At 29.6% G+C, this 19,503-nt stretch carries 9 protein-coding genes; all 9 read right to left on the reverse strand.

The genetic code is table 11. The features are described from left to right. Positions 1-56 precede the first annotated feature (56 nt). The 9 genes from H9I45_RS00695 to H9I45_RS00735 all read right to left on the reverse strand — a co-directional run bounded on the left by H9I45_RS00695 (position 57) and on the right by H9I45_RS00735 (position 19,493). Complete coding sequence (locus H9I45_RS00695) at positions 57-3,113, reverse strand: discoidin domain-containing protein (RefSeq protein WP_088355092.1); 3,057 nt, start codon at positions 3,111-3,113, stop codon at positions 57-59. 9 nt (positions 3,114-3,122) lie between these two features. After that, complete coding sequence (locus H9I45_RS00700) at positions 3,123-6,482, reverse strand: GH36-type glycosyl hydrolase domain-containing protein (RefSeq protein ID WP_088355091.1); 3,360 nt, start codon at positions 6,480-6,482, stop codon at positions 3,123-3,125. 43 nt (positions 6,483-6,525) lie between these two features. After that, positions 6,526-8,559, reverse strand: a complete 2,034-nt coding sequence (locus H9I45_RS00705) for an MFS transporter (RefSeq protein ID WP_176397597.1) — start codon at positions 8,557-8,559, stop codon at positions 6,526-6,528. A 135-nt stretch (positions 8,560-8,694) separates the two neighbouring features. Further along, positions 8,695-10,665 (reverse strand): carbohydrate binding domain-containing protein, encoded by a 1,971-nt coding sequence (locus tag H9I45_RS00710; RefSeq protein WP_140422775.1) that lies wholly within the window; start codon positions 10,663-10,665, stop codon positions 8,695-8,697. 6 nt (positions 10,666-10,671) lie between these two features. Then, entirely contained in the window at positions 10,672-11,469 is a 798-nt protein-coding gene (locus H9I45_RS00715; protein ID WP_140422774.1) for a T9SS type A sorting domain-containing protein, read from the reverse strand. 186 nt (positions 11,470-11,655) lie between these two features. Next, positions 11,656-14,424: a helix-turn-helix and ligand-binding sensor domain-containing protein gene (locus H9I45_RS00720; protein ID WP_088355088.1), complete on the reverse strand. Its 2,769-nt coding sequence runs from the start codon at positions 14,422-14,424 to the stop codon at positions 11,656-11,658. A gap of 105 nt (positions 14,425-14,529) precedes the next feature. Next, positions 14,530-14,709, reverse strand: a complete 180-nt coding sequence (locus H9I45_RS00725) for a hypothetical protein (protein ID WP_088355087.1) — start codon at positions 14,707-14,709, stop codon at positions 14,530-14,532. Between the two features lie 27 nt (positions 14,710-14,736). Beyond that, complete coding sequence (locus tag H9I45_RS00730) at positions 14,737-17,265, reverse strand: T9SS type A sorting domain-containing protein (RefSeq protein ID WP_088355086.1); 2,529 nt, start codon at positions 17,263-17,265, stop codon at positions 14,737-14,739. A 35-nt stretch (positions 17,266-17,300) separates the two neighbouring features. Continuing rightward, entirely contained in the window at positions 17,301-19,493 is a 2,193-nt protein-coding gene (locus H9I45_RS00735) for a glycoside hydrolase family 3 N-terminal domain-containing protein (RefSeq protein WP_217896867.1), read from the reverse strand. Positions 19,494-19,503: the final 10 nt, after the last annotated feature.

The raw sequence follows: 19,503 nt of genomic DNA on the forward strand, positions 1-19,503 counted from the left end.
TATTTTTTAAAAGTTACGATCTTACTTCAATACATTACTAAAGCAATAATTTTACACTACCAAAAAGCTACAATTTTTTTAGTATTGGCTTTTAATAGAATACTGTCATTAGTGTATTTTTCAACTTTAACACCATCTATAAGTACGTTTTTAGGCATACTGTCAGTTGGCCAAAACAATTTTATTTCTTTTAGATCTTCAAATTTTCCATTAATTAATACTGATAATTTTTTATCTTGATACTTCATCTTAATAGTTGCATCCCCAAAATGTGTAGGAAAATCTGTTAAAGAAATACCACCATTTTTTAACCAATCTAAAGGTGCTCCATTCAATAATTCTATTCTTTTCTCGGCATCGTTTTCTAAAATTATTAAACCTCTAACTGAATTTACATAACCAGAACCAACCCAAGTATGTGGCATATCGCCAATATAACTGCCTAAACGAGGTCTACTGTGTACTACTTCTCCCCAATGATTCCATTTTAAAGGTCTTTTATCATTAAACATCATTTCGTGTAATTCTTGTGCTTCTTTTCTCATTCCTAATTTAGCCAATGCCAAAATATTTCTATTTTCATAAGGAGTGTAACTATAGGTTTTTCCGTTAGAAACTCTGTCTTTTACAGATGTTATATAAGATGTAAATGTGTTTTTTAATAATTTTTCTGGAAGTATAGAAGTAGATTCACAAGGAAATAAAGCAATAGCAATTGATGTTGGGTCTGGGTCTCCTAAATCTGCAGAAGAAGGTAAATAGTCTATCTTAAAATGGTCAACAGTTAATTCTATCGATTTTTTTAAACTCGAAGCAAATATTTTATGATTTTCATTTGCCCAATTTGCAATATCAACTTCATGAAGTTCATTAGAAGCATATTCGCCATCTAACCAGCCTCTTAATGCCCAAAAATCATCCCAATAAGAATGTCTTGGAATATCATAACCTTCATGGCTAATAGATGCTGGAATTATTCCGCGAAAACGCTCGCTGTTATTTTCTTTACTCATATAACCATCTTCTAAAGTAACATTTCTTAATGTTATCATATAATCCATCGCTTTTTTGATGGTTTTAAAATGCTTTTTAAGAAATTTTTTGTCTTTTGTAAATCGATAATACTCCATCATTCCATAGATAAACTCACCTTGCGCATCATATTCTATATCAGCTCCATAACCTGTAAAATTTTCTCCTTTGTTAGATAAAATTGGTGGTACTTGTCCATTTTCTCTTACTCTTTCTGCATACCATTCCATATAATCTTTAGCTTCACTTAACAAGCCCATTCTCATTAAAGCAGAACACGTCATAGCGCCATCTCTAATCCAAGTTCTATTGTAGTTTCTTGAACCAGGTTGAATTACAATTCCATCTTGATTCAATAAAATATAACCAATTTGAGATTTTACGGTGTTTTCTACTTCAACATTTCCAAGTGAAAATCCAACTTTATCAATTTTGTTTTTCCATAATTGAATTTGTTCATCCTTTAATTCTTTAAAACTTTTATTGAAGTTTACATCCGTGATATTTTCGTGTAAAGGCACACCAACTCTAATTTCTTGATTTTTATTTGGGGCAACAGAAAGTTGATATTCAATAGCTCCAGAAGCAAGACCATCTTCACTTTCAGAAGAAGAATTAGAAGGAAATCTATTTTTATATAATTGTTGAATAATTGTACCTTCATTTAATGTTGTAGCTCCTACTTTTACTCCCTTTTTATTAAGAATATACAAAGCTTTATCATTTACATATATTTTAGGTTGATGAGTATTGTCTATTTTTAATTTATGAATTAGAGACAAACCACCATGTTGCCATTTCGGATTAATTTGAACAGGATGTATCACAAAAAATAATGTAGCATCTAATTTTTTTGAAGTTTTATTTTCTAAACTGTAAGAAACTTCGCTTACCGATTTTTGAGTTTTTCCATAAGACAAACCGTTTATCGATACATCAAAATCTTTAAAAATCCATTTTACAGAAGGTAAAGGCAGATAACCTTCAGCCAAATCGTTTTCTATTTTTATAGCATCTAAAGCTGTTAACAATTTGCCATTTATTTTTAAAACAGGCATTAATGTTGGAGCTCCAGCATAAGGTTCTATATTTCCATATTCATCAAAAAGAGATTCTTCTGTGTCATTAGGTACACCTAAAAGCGTCCAGTAAACTTGCCTGTTTTTAAGTTGAGTTGGGTATAAACCCAAAGGCATTTTTTGAGCTAAAATTTCATACTTTACTAAATTAGAAAGTTGCTTATTAGGTCCGTAAAGTGTAATATCTTTAATAGTAAAACCTATGTTTTTTGTGATAGGATTCTTTAAAACTAATTTTACGTATTGTAATTTCTTTTTTTGATGTTTTAATATCTCAAAACTTCCTAATCCTTCTTTTATTTCTGATGTTTTTGCCCAATCTTTACCATCTAAAGAAGTAAAATAGTCTAAATCTTGAGCATAATTAGCAGCCCAATCTAAACGAATTCCACCAATTTCTATTGGTTTTAAAAAGTTTAAAACTAATTCAGATTCATTTTCAGAACTCGAACTCCATTCAGTATTACTATTGCCATCTAACAAATTAATAGCGTCCTTAACAACTACATCATTTTCTATTATTATAGGTACTTCTGATGTTCCTTTCAAACTGATATCAAGAATAGAAAAACCCCAACCAGTTGCTCTTGTATGCAGATTTATTTTAATATACTTTGCTTTTCTGGGAGTTGTAAAAATATCTTGTATGCCACCTTCACCTTGTTCTGTAGCATATCCTTTTTCCCATTTATCTCCATCAACAGAGGTTAAAATTTCAAAAGATTTTGCATACGCAGATTCCCAAATAATTTGTAATCCTGTAAAAATAAAATTCTCGTGTGTATTTATTTCTAACCATTGTTCATCACTCCAATTAGATCCCCAGCGTGAAGATTTGTCTTCATCGATTGCATTAGATGGCTTAAACCTTTCTTCTTGTGAAGAAGACGCTGTAACAGTCCATTGATCTTTTTGAGGTGGATTTTCTTTTGTTTTACAACCCCAAATAATACATAGTAACAATAATAGTCTAAAGTAGAAATTGGTTTTTGTTGATGACATTTTTTAAGGTTAAAGCTGAATGTTTATATCGTTTTTATCTTGTTTTAGTAGTTCTATAAATTTAGAAGTATTAATTAATACACCACCTTTTCTATATTGATTTTCTTGATAAATAATATCAATATTTTTACCATTTACTGTTATTTTCTTTGGATGATATTCCTCTTCTTTTACAGAAAAATGAATAGTTAAAGGATATCCTTTGTACTGAATAGAGGCAGATAATCCGTCAAAGTTTTTAGGAATTACAGGGTCTATAATTGTTTTTCCATATTCAGTTCGAAGACCTAATAAATGCCAAACTAAAAGGCCCATATAAATTCCTGGTCCGCTCGAATAAATTCGCCAACCACCTTTTAAAGTTATTTTACCTTCTTTTAGTTCTTCATAACGCTCATCAGCTTCATACCTGTTTTTAAACGTAACATCCGAACTACTATAATAACAATTAGATTGTCTAAAATCTCCACAAGTAACAATTTCATTATAAGCAATTGGGTTTGCTTGTCTTAAAGCTTTTACAAATGCTGTAGCATTACCAACTCTTGCTTGAGTTTCTGCATAACGTAAATGTGCGTGCATGTACATAATACCTATTTCTCTACCAAAAAAGCTACTACTTTCTGCTCTTTGAAATATGGTTTGAATTCCTCCATTGTATTTCGGAGGACGATTCATTAAACGTGCGCCATCTGGTCCTTTTAAATGTTTTTCAATCAAATTCAAATGAAATTGAGCTTGTTCTTTTGTAAAAATACCACTGATAATTCCTCTAATCATTGGTAACAAACGATATTGAATATTCGTTTTTGTGTCTGAAGGATGTAATAATAAACTAATGCTATTATCATCTTCTATTAAACCATGACCAGCAACAATATTATCTTTAATTAAGTATTTATTAAAATCTGCTTTTATATTAGCGCAAATATTTTTTAAACGTGTTTCCTTTTTGTGGTCTCCAATTAATTGATATACTTCTGTAAAGTTTGAAAATGCTTGATAATTCAATTCAACTGTCCAACTAGAAATTAGTTTTTCTGCCAAATCTTTGCTTGCAGGTTGCATAGAATCATTCCAATCTCCACCACCAAAAGGCACAAAAGAAGTATTAGGAATAAAGGAATCTACCAGCATATCTATAAGCCTTTCTATATGTTCTAAAAGTGATGTTTTTTCAACAGTTTCTGTCCCTTTTTCATTATAATAAGGAAGTATTTCTGATAAAATTTCTGCATCTCCTGTTGCTTTAATATAGTTTCCTAAAGCAATAATACACCAATGATGAATATCTCCATGAGAAGAACCTGCTCTAATTTCAGAAAAACTATCAAACATCCACCATTGTGGCCAACCACCATCTGTATTTTGATTAGAGAATATAATTTTTAATATTTCTTTTGCTTCATCGTATTTTTCTGTACATAAAAGCAATTCAAAAGGCCCTTGTGTTGTGTCTCTTGTTCCCCAAGCAGCACCGTCAAATTGCTCTAAACCATGTGGTGTTAATAAATGTGTAAGTGCATTAACTCCATACCAAGGTAAAATTTCTTGTAGTACAGAAATATCTTTGTCATTTCCTTTTAGAGAAAGGTTAGAAGATAAATGATTCCAATCTTCTTTAGCGTTTTTACAATCTAAAGCAAATTGTATATCTGTGTTTTTTATTGCAACAAAGTTAGAACCTTTAACAACTTCACCTAAAAAACTAATGCAAAAATTCGAAGTTTCTTTTACTGAAATATTAAAGAAAGAACCACCATGTTTTTTTCCATCATCATACAGCGTTTCATTACCAGTAATTTTATAATTTACTTCGTTACTTTGTAGGCGAATTCTAAATTGAGAGCTTGGAAATTTATTAGCTATTTGGCTTTCTTTATTTGGTTTTGCTACAAATTCTTGTGGATTCAGTTCCTGAATTTTCCAATCTATAGCTTCGTCTAAATTGTTGGTAACTAATATATTTACTTTTGAACCATTCAGAACTTTAAAGTCCATATTTACTTGTGGAGCATCTTTAGACGTCCAAGTTCTTATTTGAAAACAATGCTCTTTAAATTTATAAATCCATCTACAATAATTTAAGCCCATTTCAAAGGCAGAAGGAATGCCTAAAAGATATTTTTTATCTTCAATTTCTATAAAAATCCTTTGTCCGGTTTCTACTTCTAAATTAAATTGACTCGAAGAAAGAGATAAAAAACGATTAAAATTTGTGTTTCCTTGCGTTATATGAGAGTTGAAAACACCACATGCATAAGAAGTTGTAGAAACGATACTTTCATCTGGAGTATAACCAGCTTTTGCTTGCATTATATGTCCATGAGGTCGATCTACTAAAATTTCTTTTTCTTTTAATACAACATGATTATTTTCTTCATAGAAAAAAGACAGCAATTGATCACCTTTATATTCTAAATGACGTTTTTCTTTACTAAAATAGTGGTCTAATTCCTCTAAATCTAAATTATGAACAGGTAAAAAAGTAGCCGCATTAAAAATATTTTTGCTGGGTTTAAAAGAACCCTCTTTTTCTTGATGAATGGTATTCTCTTCAAACTCATTTATAACATCAGATAAAAGATCTAAATCTTTTTCGGTTGTAGATTCTGGGTGATTTGAAACATATTTACCAACAAAAACACTATGGTGAGTTTCATCCTTTTTTAACAGAAATGGTTTTTCTTGTAAAGCAACAATAGCTAATTCTCCAGAACATTCTCCGTCTAATTTTTCTTTCAATAAACTTTCAGGAATACCAGTTTCTCTGTAGCTTTTTCCGTAAAACTGAATACCATCTGTACTTGCAGATTCTGCAGTATTTTTACAGGTTAAGAGTAACCAAGGCGTTTCTGTGCTTGCTTTAAAGTTTTGTCGACAACAAACAACAGTGCCATAATTAGTGTCTTCTAAAATACGTCTTTCTAAATATTGACTAACATAATATTCGTTTACCAAAGCATCAGATACTTCTTTTAAACCCACATCTTGAATGTAAATTACATCTAATTCTAAAACTGTGTTAGAAGTGTTTTTAGTTTCTAAAGACCACTGCCAGCTTAAGCTTTTAGAAGATAATTGTAAAGTACATTTATAAGAAATAGTATCCCAAGTACCTTCCGCAATAAAAGTGTTCTCATTTATGGTAAAAGTACTATTGCTTTCTGGTCCTAAAATTGCTTTATATGAATAACCGTTTGTTTTTTTTCTTAAATATAAATTTGCGCCAGCTTTAGAAAATAATGATGTTTCTTTCAAGCTAATTCTTATGGGAGCCGCTTTTACACTTTTAACTAAACCGTTCTCTAAAAACTGAAAAGAAAGACCTTTTGAGTTTTCTATATTTAAATAATTATTTAAAGCCATAACCTGTATTGTTGTGTATTTTTTTTTAAAGTTAGATGTTCATTTATTCTTGTTCGAGCTCTCTTTTCTCTATTGCAGCTTTAATTTCAAAAGACTTTTCTTCTGTTAATGGGTACTTTAAAGTGAATAAGAATGAAATAATACAAAGAATTAAAGGCAACCCAATTTCTACAGCTCTCATCATTAAAAGTGTGTAAGGAGATTGTTGGTTTAGAGGCATTACTTGCAGTTTTATATCTTTAATTGCTGCGTAAAACTCATCTAAATTGGTTGTTTGTAAATTTTTAAGTTGATGATTAATTTCTGATAAATTAGTAACCAGATTTTTATAGTGTTCTGTACTATTTTTATTTGTTGTAGCTTCTTTCTCTAAATGGTCTAATAATAATGCACCATTTAATTTGGCTTTGGTAAGCTCAATTTTTGAAAAAGATGAAATATTTTGATTAGCAACCCTTTTAAATTCTGAATTTACTTCTTTATAATCTAAAATAGAATGCTGGTTTTCTAAAGTAGTTTTTATTTTTACTATATCTTTTGAAGCATTTACATAAAGGTCTTTTTTGAAGTTCTTTTCGCTTTTACTTGCTTCTGGATTTTCTGCTATTTTATTTTCTAAATTATTTAGAGTTATTAGATAATCATCAACATCAGTTAAATTTTCATTGTAAAGTGTATTTAAGTTTTTCTGATATTCTAAAAAAGTTAAATCTTGAGATTCTTTAACGAATGCGATATTTTTTTCAATCTTATTAATGGAACCTTTAAAATCATCTACTTTTATCACTTGTGTTTCATCAAATTGAGTAAAAACAATTAATAAACCTGCCACAAAACTTGCTAATGCAGTTCCCATTTTTATAAACCACCAAAAAATGGAATAATAACTACCTTCAGATTTTCTATTTGTTTTCAAATAATCTTCGTCACAAATATCACCTACCATAGAAGAACCTAAAGTAAAAAAGAACAACATTCCAATAGATAATAAAATGGTTGGAATTACTATTAAATAAGGAAATTCGTGGTTGTAGCACACAATTTTAGACAATTGAGCCAAAAACATTAAACCAATTGCAATCAGTAATGTTTTTCTTTTACCTACTTTAGGACTTAACCAATTTAAAGGAAAAACTGCAAGTAAACCTGTAATTGCCCATACAGTTCCATTGATTCCTAATAGGGTAGCAGCTACTTCTTTGTTTCCATCAAAAATGTAATAAATAGGAATATAATAGCCGAGTAAATTCACAAAATTAAAACCCATTGCCAAGGTAAAAACAATAGCTACTAATCTAATAAATGTTTTATTTTTAAAGGTATGCTTAATATCTCCCCAAAATGGCGTCTTTTTTTGTTTTTCAACTTTTTTAAATCCAGGTTCTTTTACAGTAAAAAACCACCAAAAAGAAAGCGGAATTAAGATAACAGCTACTAACATAGAAACATATTTCATTCCATCTGCTTCATTTCCATCAGCACCTTTAAAATACTCCATATTTGCTAATGCAAAAAGCCAAGGAGTACTCATTGCAAAAAGGTTTCCTAAAAAACTTTTTGCGCTAAATAACCGTGTTCTTTCATGGTAATCATTAGACATTTCCATACCTAAAGCACCATGAGGAATTTCAAAAATTGTACAAGCTGTAAAAAATATTAAAAGCCAAAAAAGGATATAACCTAATTGAAACCATTTAAAACTCTCATCTGTAGGAAACCATTCATGAACCAATTCACCATCAGGAATCCACCACATTAATACAAAACTAATGGCAACTGCAATTCCACCGACTAATAAAAAAGGTCTTCTTCTTCCCCAGCGTGTTCTAATATTATCTGAAAAATGCCCAACAATTGGGTCTGAAATAGCATCCCATAAACGAGGTATAATTAGAATAACTCCAAGCCAAAGAGCACTTAAACCCATGCTAATGTTTCCAATAAGCCCCATTAACTGCCCTGCAATGTTAAATAATGCTATGGGTATAATTCCGCCAAAACCATAAGCTGCTAATTGTAAAAAAGGAATTTTGCTATCTTTTTTTACAGGTTGATGATTTTGTGGAGAACTACTCATTTTTATGTTTTTTGTATCTAAACTTGTTTTCTTTTGGGTATAATAAACCATTACATCGCTTTATCTTATTGTAGATAAGTAAAAACTTGTTTTAATTAAAAGTTATGTAATGGTTGTATTATAAGGGCAATGGTTTTACTCCCATCTGATATCGTCTACATAATAAATATCTGGGTTGGCTCCATTTGCTTCTCCTCCATTGAAAAAGAAAACTATTTTTTGATGATCTTTTGATGCTTGTGAACTAAAATCGAAAGTATATTCTGTCCAAACTCCTGTTGTATTTATTGCACCCCAAATTTCGTTTACATCAGAAGTACCACCTTCTAATTTTGCCAAAAGAGGCACGTTTTTGGTTGATAAGACTTTAATTTTTAAAATGTTCTTTGTAGATAAATCTATAGATTTACCGAAGTTAAATAATAAATGATCCCAAGCATTTGTACCATCATCTCTTACTTCTAAAACGGCTGCGCTGTTATTAATTCCAGATTTGTTTGGGTTATCTACAGCTATAGTTGCAGCGTTACCTTCAATAGAATAATTTTGCTGGCATTCTGCGTCGCTTACAATTGTTTCATCTGCAACAACACCAGTACAAGATATTGTATTTGCTTCTACAAATTTTACATCATCTATAAAATAAATATCTTCTGTTGTTCCATCATTTTGTCCTCCATTAAAAAAGAAAACTACTTTGTTATGTTTCTTGTTTGCTTGGCTACTAAAATCGAAGCTATATTCTTTCCAATCTCCAACAACATCTATTGTTCCCCAAATTTCGCTTGCTGCAGAAGTTCCTCCTTCTAATTTAGCTAATAATGGGACAGCTTTAGATGAATGAACTTTAATTTTCAAGATATTTTTTGATGTTAAGTCTATTGCTTCTGTATTATCAAAAATTAAAAAATCGAAAGGAGCTGTTCCATCATCTATTACTTTAAGAACGTTTAAACTCTTGTTATTGGCGTTGTTATTTGGGTTTTCTACAACTTTTGTTGTTACATTACCTTCAGGGTTTCTATTAATTTGACAATCAAAATCATTTAAAATTGATGCATCTGAAATTGTATTCGCACAAGGATCTTCTGTAAACCTTAAATCGTCTATAAAGTATTCATCTGTACCATTTGTATCTACACCAGCATTAAAAAACAGTACTATTTTAGTATGATTTTCTGTTGCTTGATCTAAAAAGTTAAATGTATATTCTTTCCATTCTCCAGCAACAACTTGTTGGTCTTTTTCAACTGCGCCAGATGTTCCTCCCTCTAATTTTACTTTTAAGGTTCCAGCAAGAGGTGCATATACTTTTATGCTAAAGATGTTGTTTGTAGATAAATCAATCGCTTCTTCGTAATCTATTATTACTGCATCCCAAGCACCAAGTTCATCTACATATTTCCCACTAAAATCACTTTCATTTACTGTAGATTTGTTAGGTGTTAATATCTTTTCTACTTCTGGAATAGCTACATTTTTTTGGCAATCGAAATCGTTAACAATACTTTTATCTTTATCTACACCTTCACAAATATTTTTTGAGGTGTCTAAAAATAAATCATCTAAATAGTAAACTGCAGCATTATTGGTTGCGTTAAAACTTAAAGTTAATTTATTATGTTCTTCTTTAGAAAAAGCACTAAAATCGAATGTATATTCATGCCAGCCGTTATCTGCATTGATATTTTGTTCTAGGCTAGTTGCGCCTGTTTTACCACCTTCTAATCTTACATTAATTTTACTTTCTTCTTTTGTTCTAATTTTAATTTTAAAAATAGCAAAATTTGCAAAATCTATTGCTGTACCTAAATCTATAGAAATATCTTCACCTACAACATCAGAATCTACATACTTACCTACAAAAAGACTTTTGTTTATTTGAATTTCAGCAGGGTTTCTAACAACTTCTACGTTTGCTAACACAATATTAGACTGACACTCGAAGTCATTAATAATATTAGGGTTTACAACAACATTAGTATCTTCACATGGTGTAAAGGTAATTGTTGGAAATTTCTCTAATTCATTTTCACAAGAAGAGTAACTAAATACTATTAACAATAAAACAGTATATTTTTTAAGGTGCAACAGTACGTTTTTCATAAATTGTTATTGTTTAATTATTTTAATGTCTTTAACATTGTTATTAGATTTTACTTTAACAAAGTAGATACCTTTACTTAATTTAGAAACATCTAATAAATATTCTTGTTTGTTAATGTTTTTATTTTGAATTACTTTTTGACCACTGATATTATATACATTAACATTTTGAATGTTATTACCAGTTGTTTTAATGTTCACTAGATCTTTTGTAATTGTTGGAAATGCTACTATTTCTTTTTCTAAAGCAATATCGTTAATGCCAGCTGTTGCAGATGAAGTCCATTGTATATCATCTAAAAAATAAATATCTGAAGTTGTTCCGTCAGATTTTCCAGCATTTATAAATAATACTAATTTTGTGTTAGCATCTCCTCCAGTAGAATTATCTGAAAAACCACTAAAATCGAAAGTAAATTCTATCCAAGAATTTAATGGACCTTCATCTATACTAAATGGAGACCAAACTTCTCTTGCAGATGTGCCACCTTCTAATTTTGCCAAAATTTGAATAGATTTAGGAGTATGAAGTTTTATTTTTAAAAAGTTATTTGTAGATAAATCTATAGCAGTTCCATAATCGAAAACTAAAGCGTCAAAACCTTCTGTTCCATTATCTACATATCTACCAACATTTGCACTAGTATTAATTCCTGTTGCAGATGGGTTTGCTACCTTGGTTAAAGTTGTTGGGTAGGCTCCATGAGATGGGCCAGAACATTCAAAATCTGTAAGAGTAGGGTCTACACATTGTGCAAAAGTATTATAAGAAATGAATAGAACTATAAGTAAAATTTTTTTCATGAGATGAGTTTTTAAATTATCTCGTAAATTTATAGTAAGTGTTTTAAAATTAAACTGTAGTACTTGGTTGTAAATAAAAATAGTATCTAAAACACTGTTTCACAGTGTTTTAAAAATAGTAATTATTTTATTTTTAACATAATGATGTATTGTTGATGTGTTGTAAATACGTTGTTTTTTTAGCTTTTAGATGGTAATTAGAAAATCAAAAATGCTTTTACTTTTTGTAAGGTTAATTTTTTTTCGCAATCGATATCTATGCAATTCTACACCTCTTAAACTAATTCCCATTAAAGGAGCAATTTCTTTAGAAGTATGCCCAGTTTTAATGTATGCACAAAGTTTTAAATCTTTACTTGTTAGTTTAGGGTATTCTGAAACTAATTTTTTAAAGAAATCTTCATGTAATTCATTAAAACTGTCTTCAAACATTTTCCAATCTCTGTTGTTGCTGATAGATTCATTTGCTACTTTTAATAACTTTTTTGATATATATTGATCTGGGAATGTTTTCGATAATCTATTTAGTTCATTTCTTAAAATAATAATAATTTCGTTCTTTTTTATAATTGAAGCTGTTATTGCTGCCAATACTCTTTTTTTACTATTTACTTCTTTTTTAAGATTCTCTTTTTCAATTTTATGAATCTTCTTTTGTGTATCTCTTACAAGTTCTTTTTGAATTTTAATTTGTTTTTTTCTAAATTTTAAATTATTTACTTTTCTAAAAATAAAGTAAGAAGCTATTAATAATGAAAAGTATAAAAGTTTCATCCAAATAGACAAATACCAAGGAGGTAAAACTTCTAAAAATATTTTTCTTGATTTCTGATTGTCATTAGTACTATCACTATTTTCATTTATTATATTGATGGTATAATTACCATATTTTAAATTTTGAAGCTTAATTTGCCCATTATCTACAGTTCCATTAGAATTAATTCTCCCAGTAACAGAAAAAGAGTTCTTATTCTCATAAGAATTAGGTGTAAAAAAATCTAAAGAAATAATTTTTGCTTCTTTGTAAGGAATTTTTAAAATACTATCTTGAGTGGAAAAACTATTTTTTTGAGTATATATTCTCTCTATTTCTGGTATCTCTATTTCCTCTTTTTTGGTACTGTAATTTTTTAAATTGAATTGCGTAAAACCATCATTCAAATTAATTAATCTTAAAGAATCGTTTCTTATAATTATTTTTTCATAATTAATAAGTAGTCTTTCCTTTATTTGAGAAGAATTAATATAAGAAACTCTTTTATTGTCTTTATTTATGTATAAAACATCTTTGTTTTGGTCTATAAACCATAAACCATTTTTGTCATTGCCAATAAAGTTTTTACCATTGAATTGTTGTAGTTCTTTAAACTCTTCTATACTATTATTTTCTTTAGAGTAAGTAAACCACTTCTTATTATTATAGAAGGCAATAGTATTATGAATTGTAAAAATTTTTGTTTTATAATCTTTAAAATTTTCATTTTCCCCAAACGATTCAATATTAGTAACAGCACTATAATCGTTATTTAATTTAATTCTGAAAATTCCTTTATATGGGTGTGTTGCCCAGATTATCGAATCGGATTCAAATTCGATATTTTCAACAGGGAATGATATGTCTTTAACAATTTGAGAACTCCAAATATTATTTTCTTTTTTTAAGAGATTTAGCCCAATATATGTGCCTTGAAGAAATGCATTTTTAATTTTTTTTGCCTTTTTGGAAGTATAAATACCTCCATTGTTAGAATTTCTGAAAACTAATTTTTCATCTTTAAATATAAATGTTCCAAAGTTATGTGAGCAAATTAAGTAATCATCAACAATAAATAAATCCCATATATGCCCCTCTGTTTTTTTTACCAATTCTAACTTATTATCAACAAAAGTATAGAGACCAGTATTACTTGCTATATATAATTTACTTTTAAGGTATGCCATATCATAAACAGTACCTATTGTGCCTGAAAAATCTTTATAGAATTTATTAGAATTTTTCACTTTAATTTTGGCAATACCATTATCTAATGCCAACCAGATATTATTTTTTCTTACTTTTTGATTTAGAATTGTATTGTTTTGTAAGCCAGATTTTACATTTATTACCTCAATATTTTGGTCATTAATAGAGTAGAGTAGTGCTCCATTTTTTATAGTACCCAATAAAAGTTGATTACTATTTATAAAAGAAACTTTATTTAAAACAGATGTTTCTAATAGGTTATTCAACTCTTTAGAGATGTTTGTTTTTTTATTAGAAGCATATATTACAGCTCCTTTATCTTCATCATATAAAAACAACTTATCGTTAATTGTAGCTAACTGATTTATTTTTTTATAATCATCAGATAATTTATGTGGTATTAGCTTATTTCCTTTTAATTCTCTTAATCCTTTTTGCAAGCTCGTAACAATTAGTTTGCCTTTGTATACAACAGAGTTTAAAATGTTTTCACTATCATTAATTGTAATTATTTTTTCTCCATCATAAATGTACAAACCACTAAATGACCAAAAAATAATATTGTTTTTATAATTTATAATTTGCCAAAATTCATCATTTGCAAATTGATGATTTTTATCAAAAAGAGGAATTAAAGAAGTGTACTTGTAATCGCCAAATTCATCTTTTTTCCAAAATCCAAATTCTTCATAAGAACCAGTATATATTCTATCATTAGAACATAGAACAGATCTAATAATAGTTTTATTGGGCAGTTGATAAAGTTTCCAGATTTGCCCATTGTATTTTAAAAGACCTTTGTTATTTGCTGCAAAAATTACACCTTTATCGTTTATGTCTATTCCCCAATTTTGATTCTCTGCATTGTATTGGTTAATAGAATAATTAGTTACATCTGAATGTAACGTTTGTGCTACTGTACAAAAGCTTAAAAAAAGAAGTAAAATAAAAAAAATATTTTTCTGGGAGATTAATAGAAGGTATCTATGCATATAAAAATTAAGAAATTTATTGTTGAAAGTTATAAATATATAGTTTTTTTTAAAATAAAACGCCTCGATAAAATCGAGGCGTTCAAGTAATTAAATATTATTTTATTAAAACCCTGTGCCAGGAGCTTCGGGGCTTGCAGCTTGTGCTTTTTGTGGGTTTAAAATTAGATACGTTCCTAAAGCTGTTAAAGCAGCATATTTACCATAATTTCCTATTTTTTTAATAGCATCTTTACGAGTAATTTCTTGAGCTGTATCTTGTGTAAGTTCTGTTTGTTTTTTCATGATATATTGTCTTTTAATTCTCGTTAATTATTCTAAAATAATTTTTTTGTTTAACTGACCAGCTTCTGTAAATAACTGAACAATATAAATTCCATTTGCTGTTTTTGGTAAAGTAATGTCTTTTACTCCATTAGATTCAAATGAAGAATTCATTATTTGTTTCCCAAGAATATTAAACAGTTTAATACTTGTATTTCCTTTTGGTAAACCAACGATTCTTAAATTACTTGCATCAGATTTATAGATGCTTATACTTTCTAAAGTTACATTAGCAACACTTAACGCACTTTGAGTTGTATGAACATAAAACCTACCAATTCCGTTTAAATTATTAGATAAAGTAACTTTGTAATTGCTATTATCTTCATCTAAACGTGTAAATGTATTAGTAATTCTGTCTTCTAAAAACACTTTAATATTAGAAGGTAAGCTTAATGCTTTAACGGAAAAAGTAATTTCTTTTCCAGCTTCTGCTTTAATTCCTACAGGAATTATATTAGATTCTAAATTAGTATTAGGTAAAGCTTGAATTTGATAATTTTTGCCTAGATTATTTTCTAATAATTGTGTAAATACATCAAATTTATTTTTAGCACCCCCAAAAGTTTCGCCATCAAAACCATTATCAAAACCTTTAGTAGCTAAAGCATTGTAGTATATTTTTGCATACCTGTTAAGAGTTCCATCTGTAATATTCAATTCAACTTTTGGTTTAGGTTCAGATCTTAAAAATATACCTGTACTTTCATGACTTTGTATACTTTTTTCAAAAGTTACATCTCCAGTAGCAGAGCTGCTTACAAAAAATCCTTGCCCTGGAGCTAATTTAAAAGCATCACCAGAAACTTTAGCATCATAATTTTTTGTTGAAGAATTCCAAACCCAAATTGTTTTGCTTGTAAGTTTATCTGAATTTGCAGTTAAATTCAAAAAAGAACCACTATTTATATAAGAAGTAAAAGGGTTGCTCAATAAATTGAAGGGCGTACCAGCGCCAACAGTAATTCCTTTATCGACTCCAACAGTATTAACTGTTCCTGTAAATGATACATCTGAAGACATAGTAGTTTTCATTGTATAACCAGTTGCTGTTGCAAAAGTTCCACTATTACTATCATTATTTTCTAAATAAGACCAATTACCTGATGCTAGAGCATTATTATACGTTGCAATACCTCTTTTTGTTCCAGAAGTTGCAATAATATTTGTATTTGCGTACGAGTTATTATAGGCTTGTCCGTTTACTGGAGAACCTACCAAATGCCAACCTGCTAATTTATCTGCAGCAGCATCACCAGTTAATGCAGGCGTTATAAGATTTCTTTTATAAGTTACTTCTCCTGTAGCAATACCGTTTACAATTAAAGAACTTCCACTAGCAATTGTTAGTACATTGTTAGTTGTTATGTTACCTGTTACTGCTCCAGTAGAAGTAAATTCACCAATAATTGGGTCGTTTGCTACATCGGGAATTACTACTTCAGATGTTGCTGATGGTACACCTCCATTCCAGTTTCCTGGAGAAGACCAATCTGTACTCGCAGTTCCTGTCCAAGTGGTTTTGTTAGTCCAAATAATATCATCTAAATAATAAATGTCTGAAGGTGTTCCGCTAGTTACAGCTGCGTTTACAAATAAAACTATTTTTGTATTTCCATCGCCTCCACTTGCGTTGTTTGCATATGCACTAAAATCAAAAGTAAATTCTATCCAAGAATTAACAGGCCCATTATCTATACTGAAAGGAGAAAATATTTCTCTTGCAGTTGATCCACCTTCTAATTTTGCCAAAATTTGAATAGATGTAGGAGTATATAATTTAATTTTTAAAATATTATTTGTAGCTAAATTTATAGCAGAACCATAGTCGAAAATTAAACCATCAAAACCATTAGTACCATCATCTTTATATTTACCAATAGAAGCAGTAGTATTAATACCAGATGAAACATGGTTAGATACTATGGTTAACTTGTTGTTAGGGAAACCTCCTTGAGAAGGCTTCGTACTTTCAAAATCTGTTACAATTGGGTCTGTACTTGTAGTAGCTGCTTCCCATCTAATATCATCTAAATAATAAATGTCAGTAGCAGTTCCATCAGTTTTATTAAAGTTAAAAAAGAAAACTATTTTTTGATGATCTTCTGCACTTTGACTGCTTAAATCTACGGTATATTCTACCCAAGAACCAGTTACATCAATTGTTATAGGTGTTTCTAAAGGTGTTGAAGTTGCTCCACCTTCTAATTTTACTACTAATGGAACTAATTTTGTAGAATATATTTTAAATTTTAAGATATTATTTGTTGAAAAATCGATGGCAGCTCCTTTATCAAAAGTTAAATTATCAAAAGCTGCTGTACCATCATCTGTGTATTGACCAACATTTGCACTGGTATTAATATCTTCAGAAAATGGGTTTATTACAGAAGTTAATGCTCCAAAAGATGTGTAAGAAGGAGGTGAGCATTCAAAATTTGTAATAACTGGGTCTGCACATTGTGCGTTAAAAGCACTGTAAGAAATAAGTGCTAATAGAAGTACTATTTTTTTCATAAGTATCTAATTTAATGGTTAATATTCGAGTTTAATTATTTAAAAAAAAATGTATTTGTAAATTGATGATCAGAATTTCCTGCAATAAAAAGTTGAAATTCACCCTCTTCACAAACAAAAGCTTGTTCTTGATTGTAAAATTTTAGAAGCTCTGCTGTTATTTCAAATTGAACCGTTTTTGCTTCCCCCTTTTTTAAAGTTATTTTTTTAAAACCCTTCAGTTCTTTTATAGGTCTTGTAATACTACCAATTACATCTTTTATATAAAGTTGCACTATTTCTTCTCCATCATAATCACCAGTGTTAGTAATTGTTACAGATGCTTTTATAGATGAATTAGAAAAAAGAGTATTGGAGTCTAATGTTACTTTGCTATATGTGAATTCTGTGTAACTTAATCCATAGCCAAAAGGGTATAAGGGGCTGTTTGCTACATCTAAATATTTAGAGGTATATCTTGGGTCTGCATTTGGAACATTGGTGGGTCTACCAGTATTTTTTTGATTGTAAAAAAGAGGAACTTGACCAACATTTCTTGGAAAAGTAACGGTTAATTTTCCTGAAGGATTGTAAGCACCATAAAGTACTTCTGTTATTGCAGTAGCGCAGTTTGTACCTAAAAACCAAGTTTCTAAAATGGCGTCTACAGTTTTATCTTCCCAAGAAAGATCTAATGGTCTTCCATTCATTAGAACTAATATTATAGGTTTTCTTGTTTTTTTTATTTCAGCAATTAATTCTTGCTGTAAGCCTGGTAGTTTTATGTTGGTTCTACAAGCAGCTTCTCCGCTCATATTTTCAGTTTCTCCCATAACCATTACTACCACATCAGATTTTTCTGCGATAGTAATTGCATTTTGAAAACCTTCTCTGTTTTCCTCTAAAACCTCACATCCTTTTGCATATTTAAAGTCGATGTTTTTATTTTCGAGCTCTTCTTTTATACTGATGATGTTTTTATTTTCTCGACCAAATGCTGCCCAGGTACCTAAAATATGATGTGTGTCATTTGCAAGAGGGCCAATAAGTGCTATTTTAGAAGTTTTTTTTAATGGTAAAACCCTGTCCTTATTTTTTAATAATACAACAGATTTTTTTGCAGCTTCAGTAGCCGATTTTAGATGTTCTTCACATAAAATGAGTTGTTTTTCTTTGTTTTCGTCACAAAATCTATATGGATCATCAAATAAACCCAATTTAAATTTCATTCTTAAAATACTCTTAACAGCTTCATTTAATCGCTCTTCATCTAACTTTTCTTCGTTTAAATATTCTTTTAGATGATTTTTATAAGCGCCACTTTGCATGTCCATATCTGAACCTGCATTTATTGCTATTTCTCCAGCATGCTTTAAGTTTTCTGCATAACCATGAGCAATCATTTCTGTAATAGAGGTGTAATCTGTTACTACAAAACCTTTAAAGTTCCATTCTTTTCTTAAAATTGTATCTAACAAATATTTATTTCCTGTTGCTGGTACTCCATTTAATTCGTTAAAAGCTGTCATAAAAGTTGCAACACCTTCATCTAATGCAGCTTTAAAAGGGGGTAAATGTGTGTTTCTTAATTCAATATCAGACATATCTACAGTATGATAGTCTCTACCAGCTTGTGCTGCACCATAACCAGCAAAATGTTTTGCGCACGCTAAAATATTATTGGTTGACTCTAAATCTCCTTGAAAACCTCTAACTCTTGCTTTTGCTATAAGGCTTCCTAAATAGACATCTTCTCCAGCTCCTTCTGCAATTCTGCCCCATCTTGCATCTCTAGATATATCAACCATAGGAGCAAAAGTCCAATGTAGACCTGCTGCTGAAGATTCTGTAGCTGCTATTTGTGCAGTTTCTTCCATTAAATCTAAATCCCAACTACAAGATTCTGCTAACGGAATTGGAAAGATAGTTTTGTAACCATGAATTACATCAAAACCAAAAAGTAATGGAATTTGTAATCTAGAGTTTTCTACGGCTAATTTTTGAATCTTTCTAACGTAATAAACTCCTGAAGCATTTAGTACAGCTCCAACTTCTCCTTTTTTAATATATTCTAAATAATTTGCATCTAAAACAGGTCCTGTAACATCCATTTCACTAGCATACATAACTGTTTGCCCTATTTTTTCATCTAAAGTCATTTCAGACATTAGTTGTTTTACTTTTTCTTCTATGTTAGAATTGATAAAAGTAGGAGAGGTGGATTCTGTTTTTTTGCTGATTTTAGTCATTAGAATAAAA

The sequence above is a fragment of the Polaribacter haliotis genome (genome assembly GCF_014784055.1).
Classification (GTDB): domain Bacteria; phylum Bacteroidota; class Bacteroidia; order Flavobacteriales; family Flavobacteriaceae; genus Polaribacter; species Polaribacter haliotis.

Bases quoted from the DNA above. Each gene is read 5' to 3' on its own strand.
- H9I45_RS00700 (WP_088355091.1), bottom strand. From the start codon at position 6,482: ATGGCTTTAAATAATTATTTAAATATAGAAAACTCAAAAGGTCTTTCT.
- H9I45_RS00710 (WP_140422775.1), bottom strand. From the start codon at position 10,665: ATGAAAAACGTACTGTTGCACCTTAAAAAATATACTGTTTTATTGTTA.
- H9I45_RS00705 (WP_176397597.1), bottom strand. From the start codon at position 8,559: ATGAGTAGTTCTCCACAAAATCATCAACCTGTAAAAAAAGATAGCAAA.
- H9I45_RS00720 (WP_088355088.1), bottom strand. From the start codon at position 14,424: ATGCATAGATACCTTCTATTAATCTCCCAGAAAAATATTTTTTTTATT.
- H9I45_RS00725 (WP_088355087.1), bottom strand. From the start codon at position 14,709: ATGAAAAAACAAACAGAACTTACACAAGATACAGCTCAAGAAATTACT.
- H9I45_RS00730 (WP_088355086.1), bottom strand. From the start codon at position 17,265: ATGAAAAAAATAGTACTTCTATTAGCACTTATTTCTTACAGTGCTTTT.
- H9I45_RS00735 (WP_217896867.1), bottom strand. From the start codon at position 19,493: ATGACTAAAATCAGCAAAAAAACAGAATCCACCTCTCCTACTTTTATC.
- H9I45_RS00715 (WP_140422774.1), bottom strand. From the start codon at position 11,469: ATGAAAAAAATTTTACTTATAGTTCTATTCATTTCTTATAATACTTTT.
- H9I45_RS00695 (WP_088355092.1), bottom strand. From the start codon at position 3,113: ATGTCATCAACAAAAACCAATTTCTACTTTAGACTATTATTGTTACTA.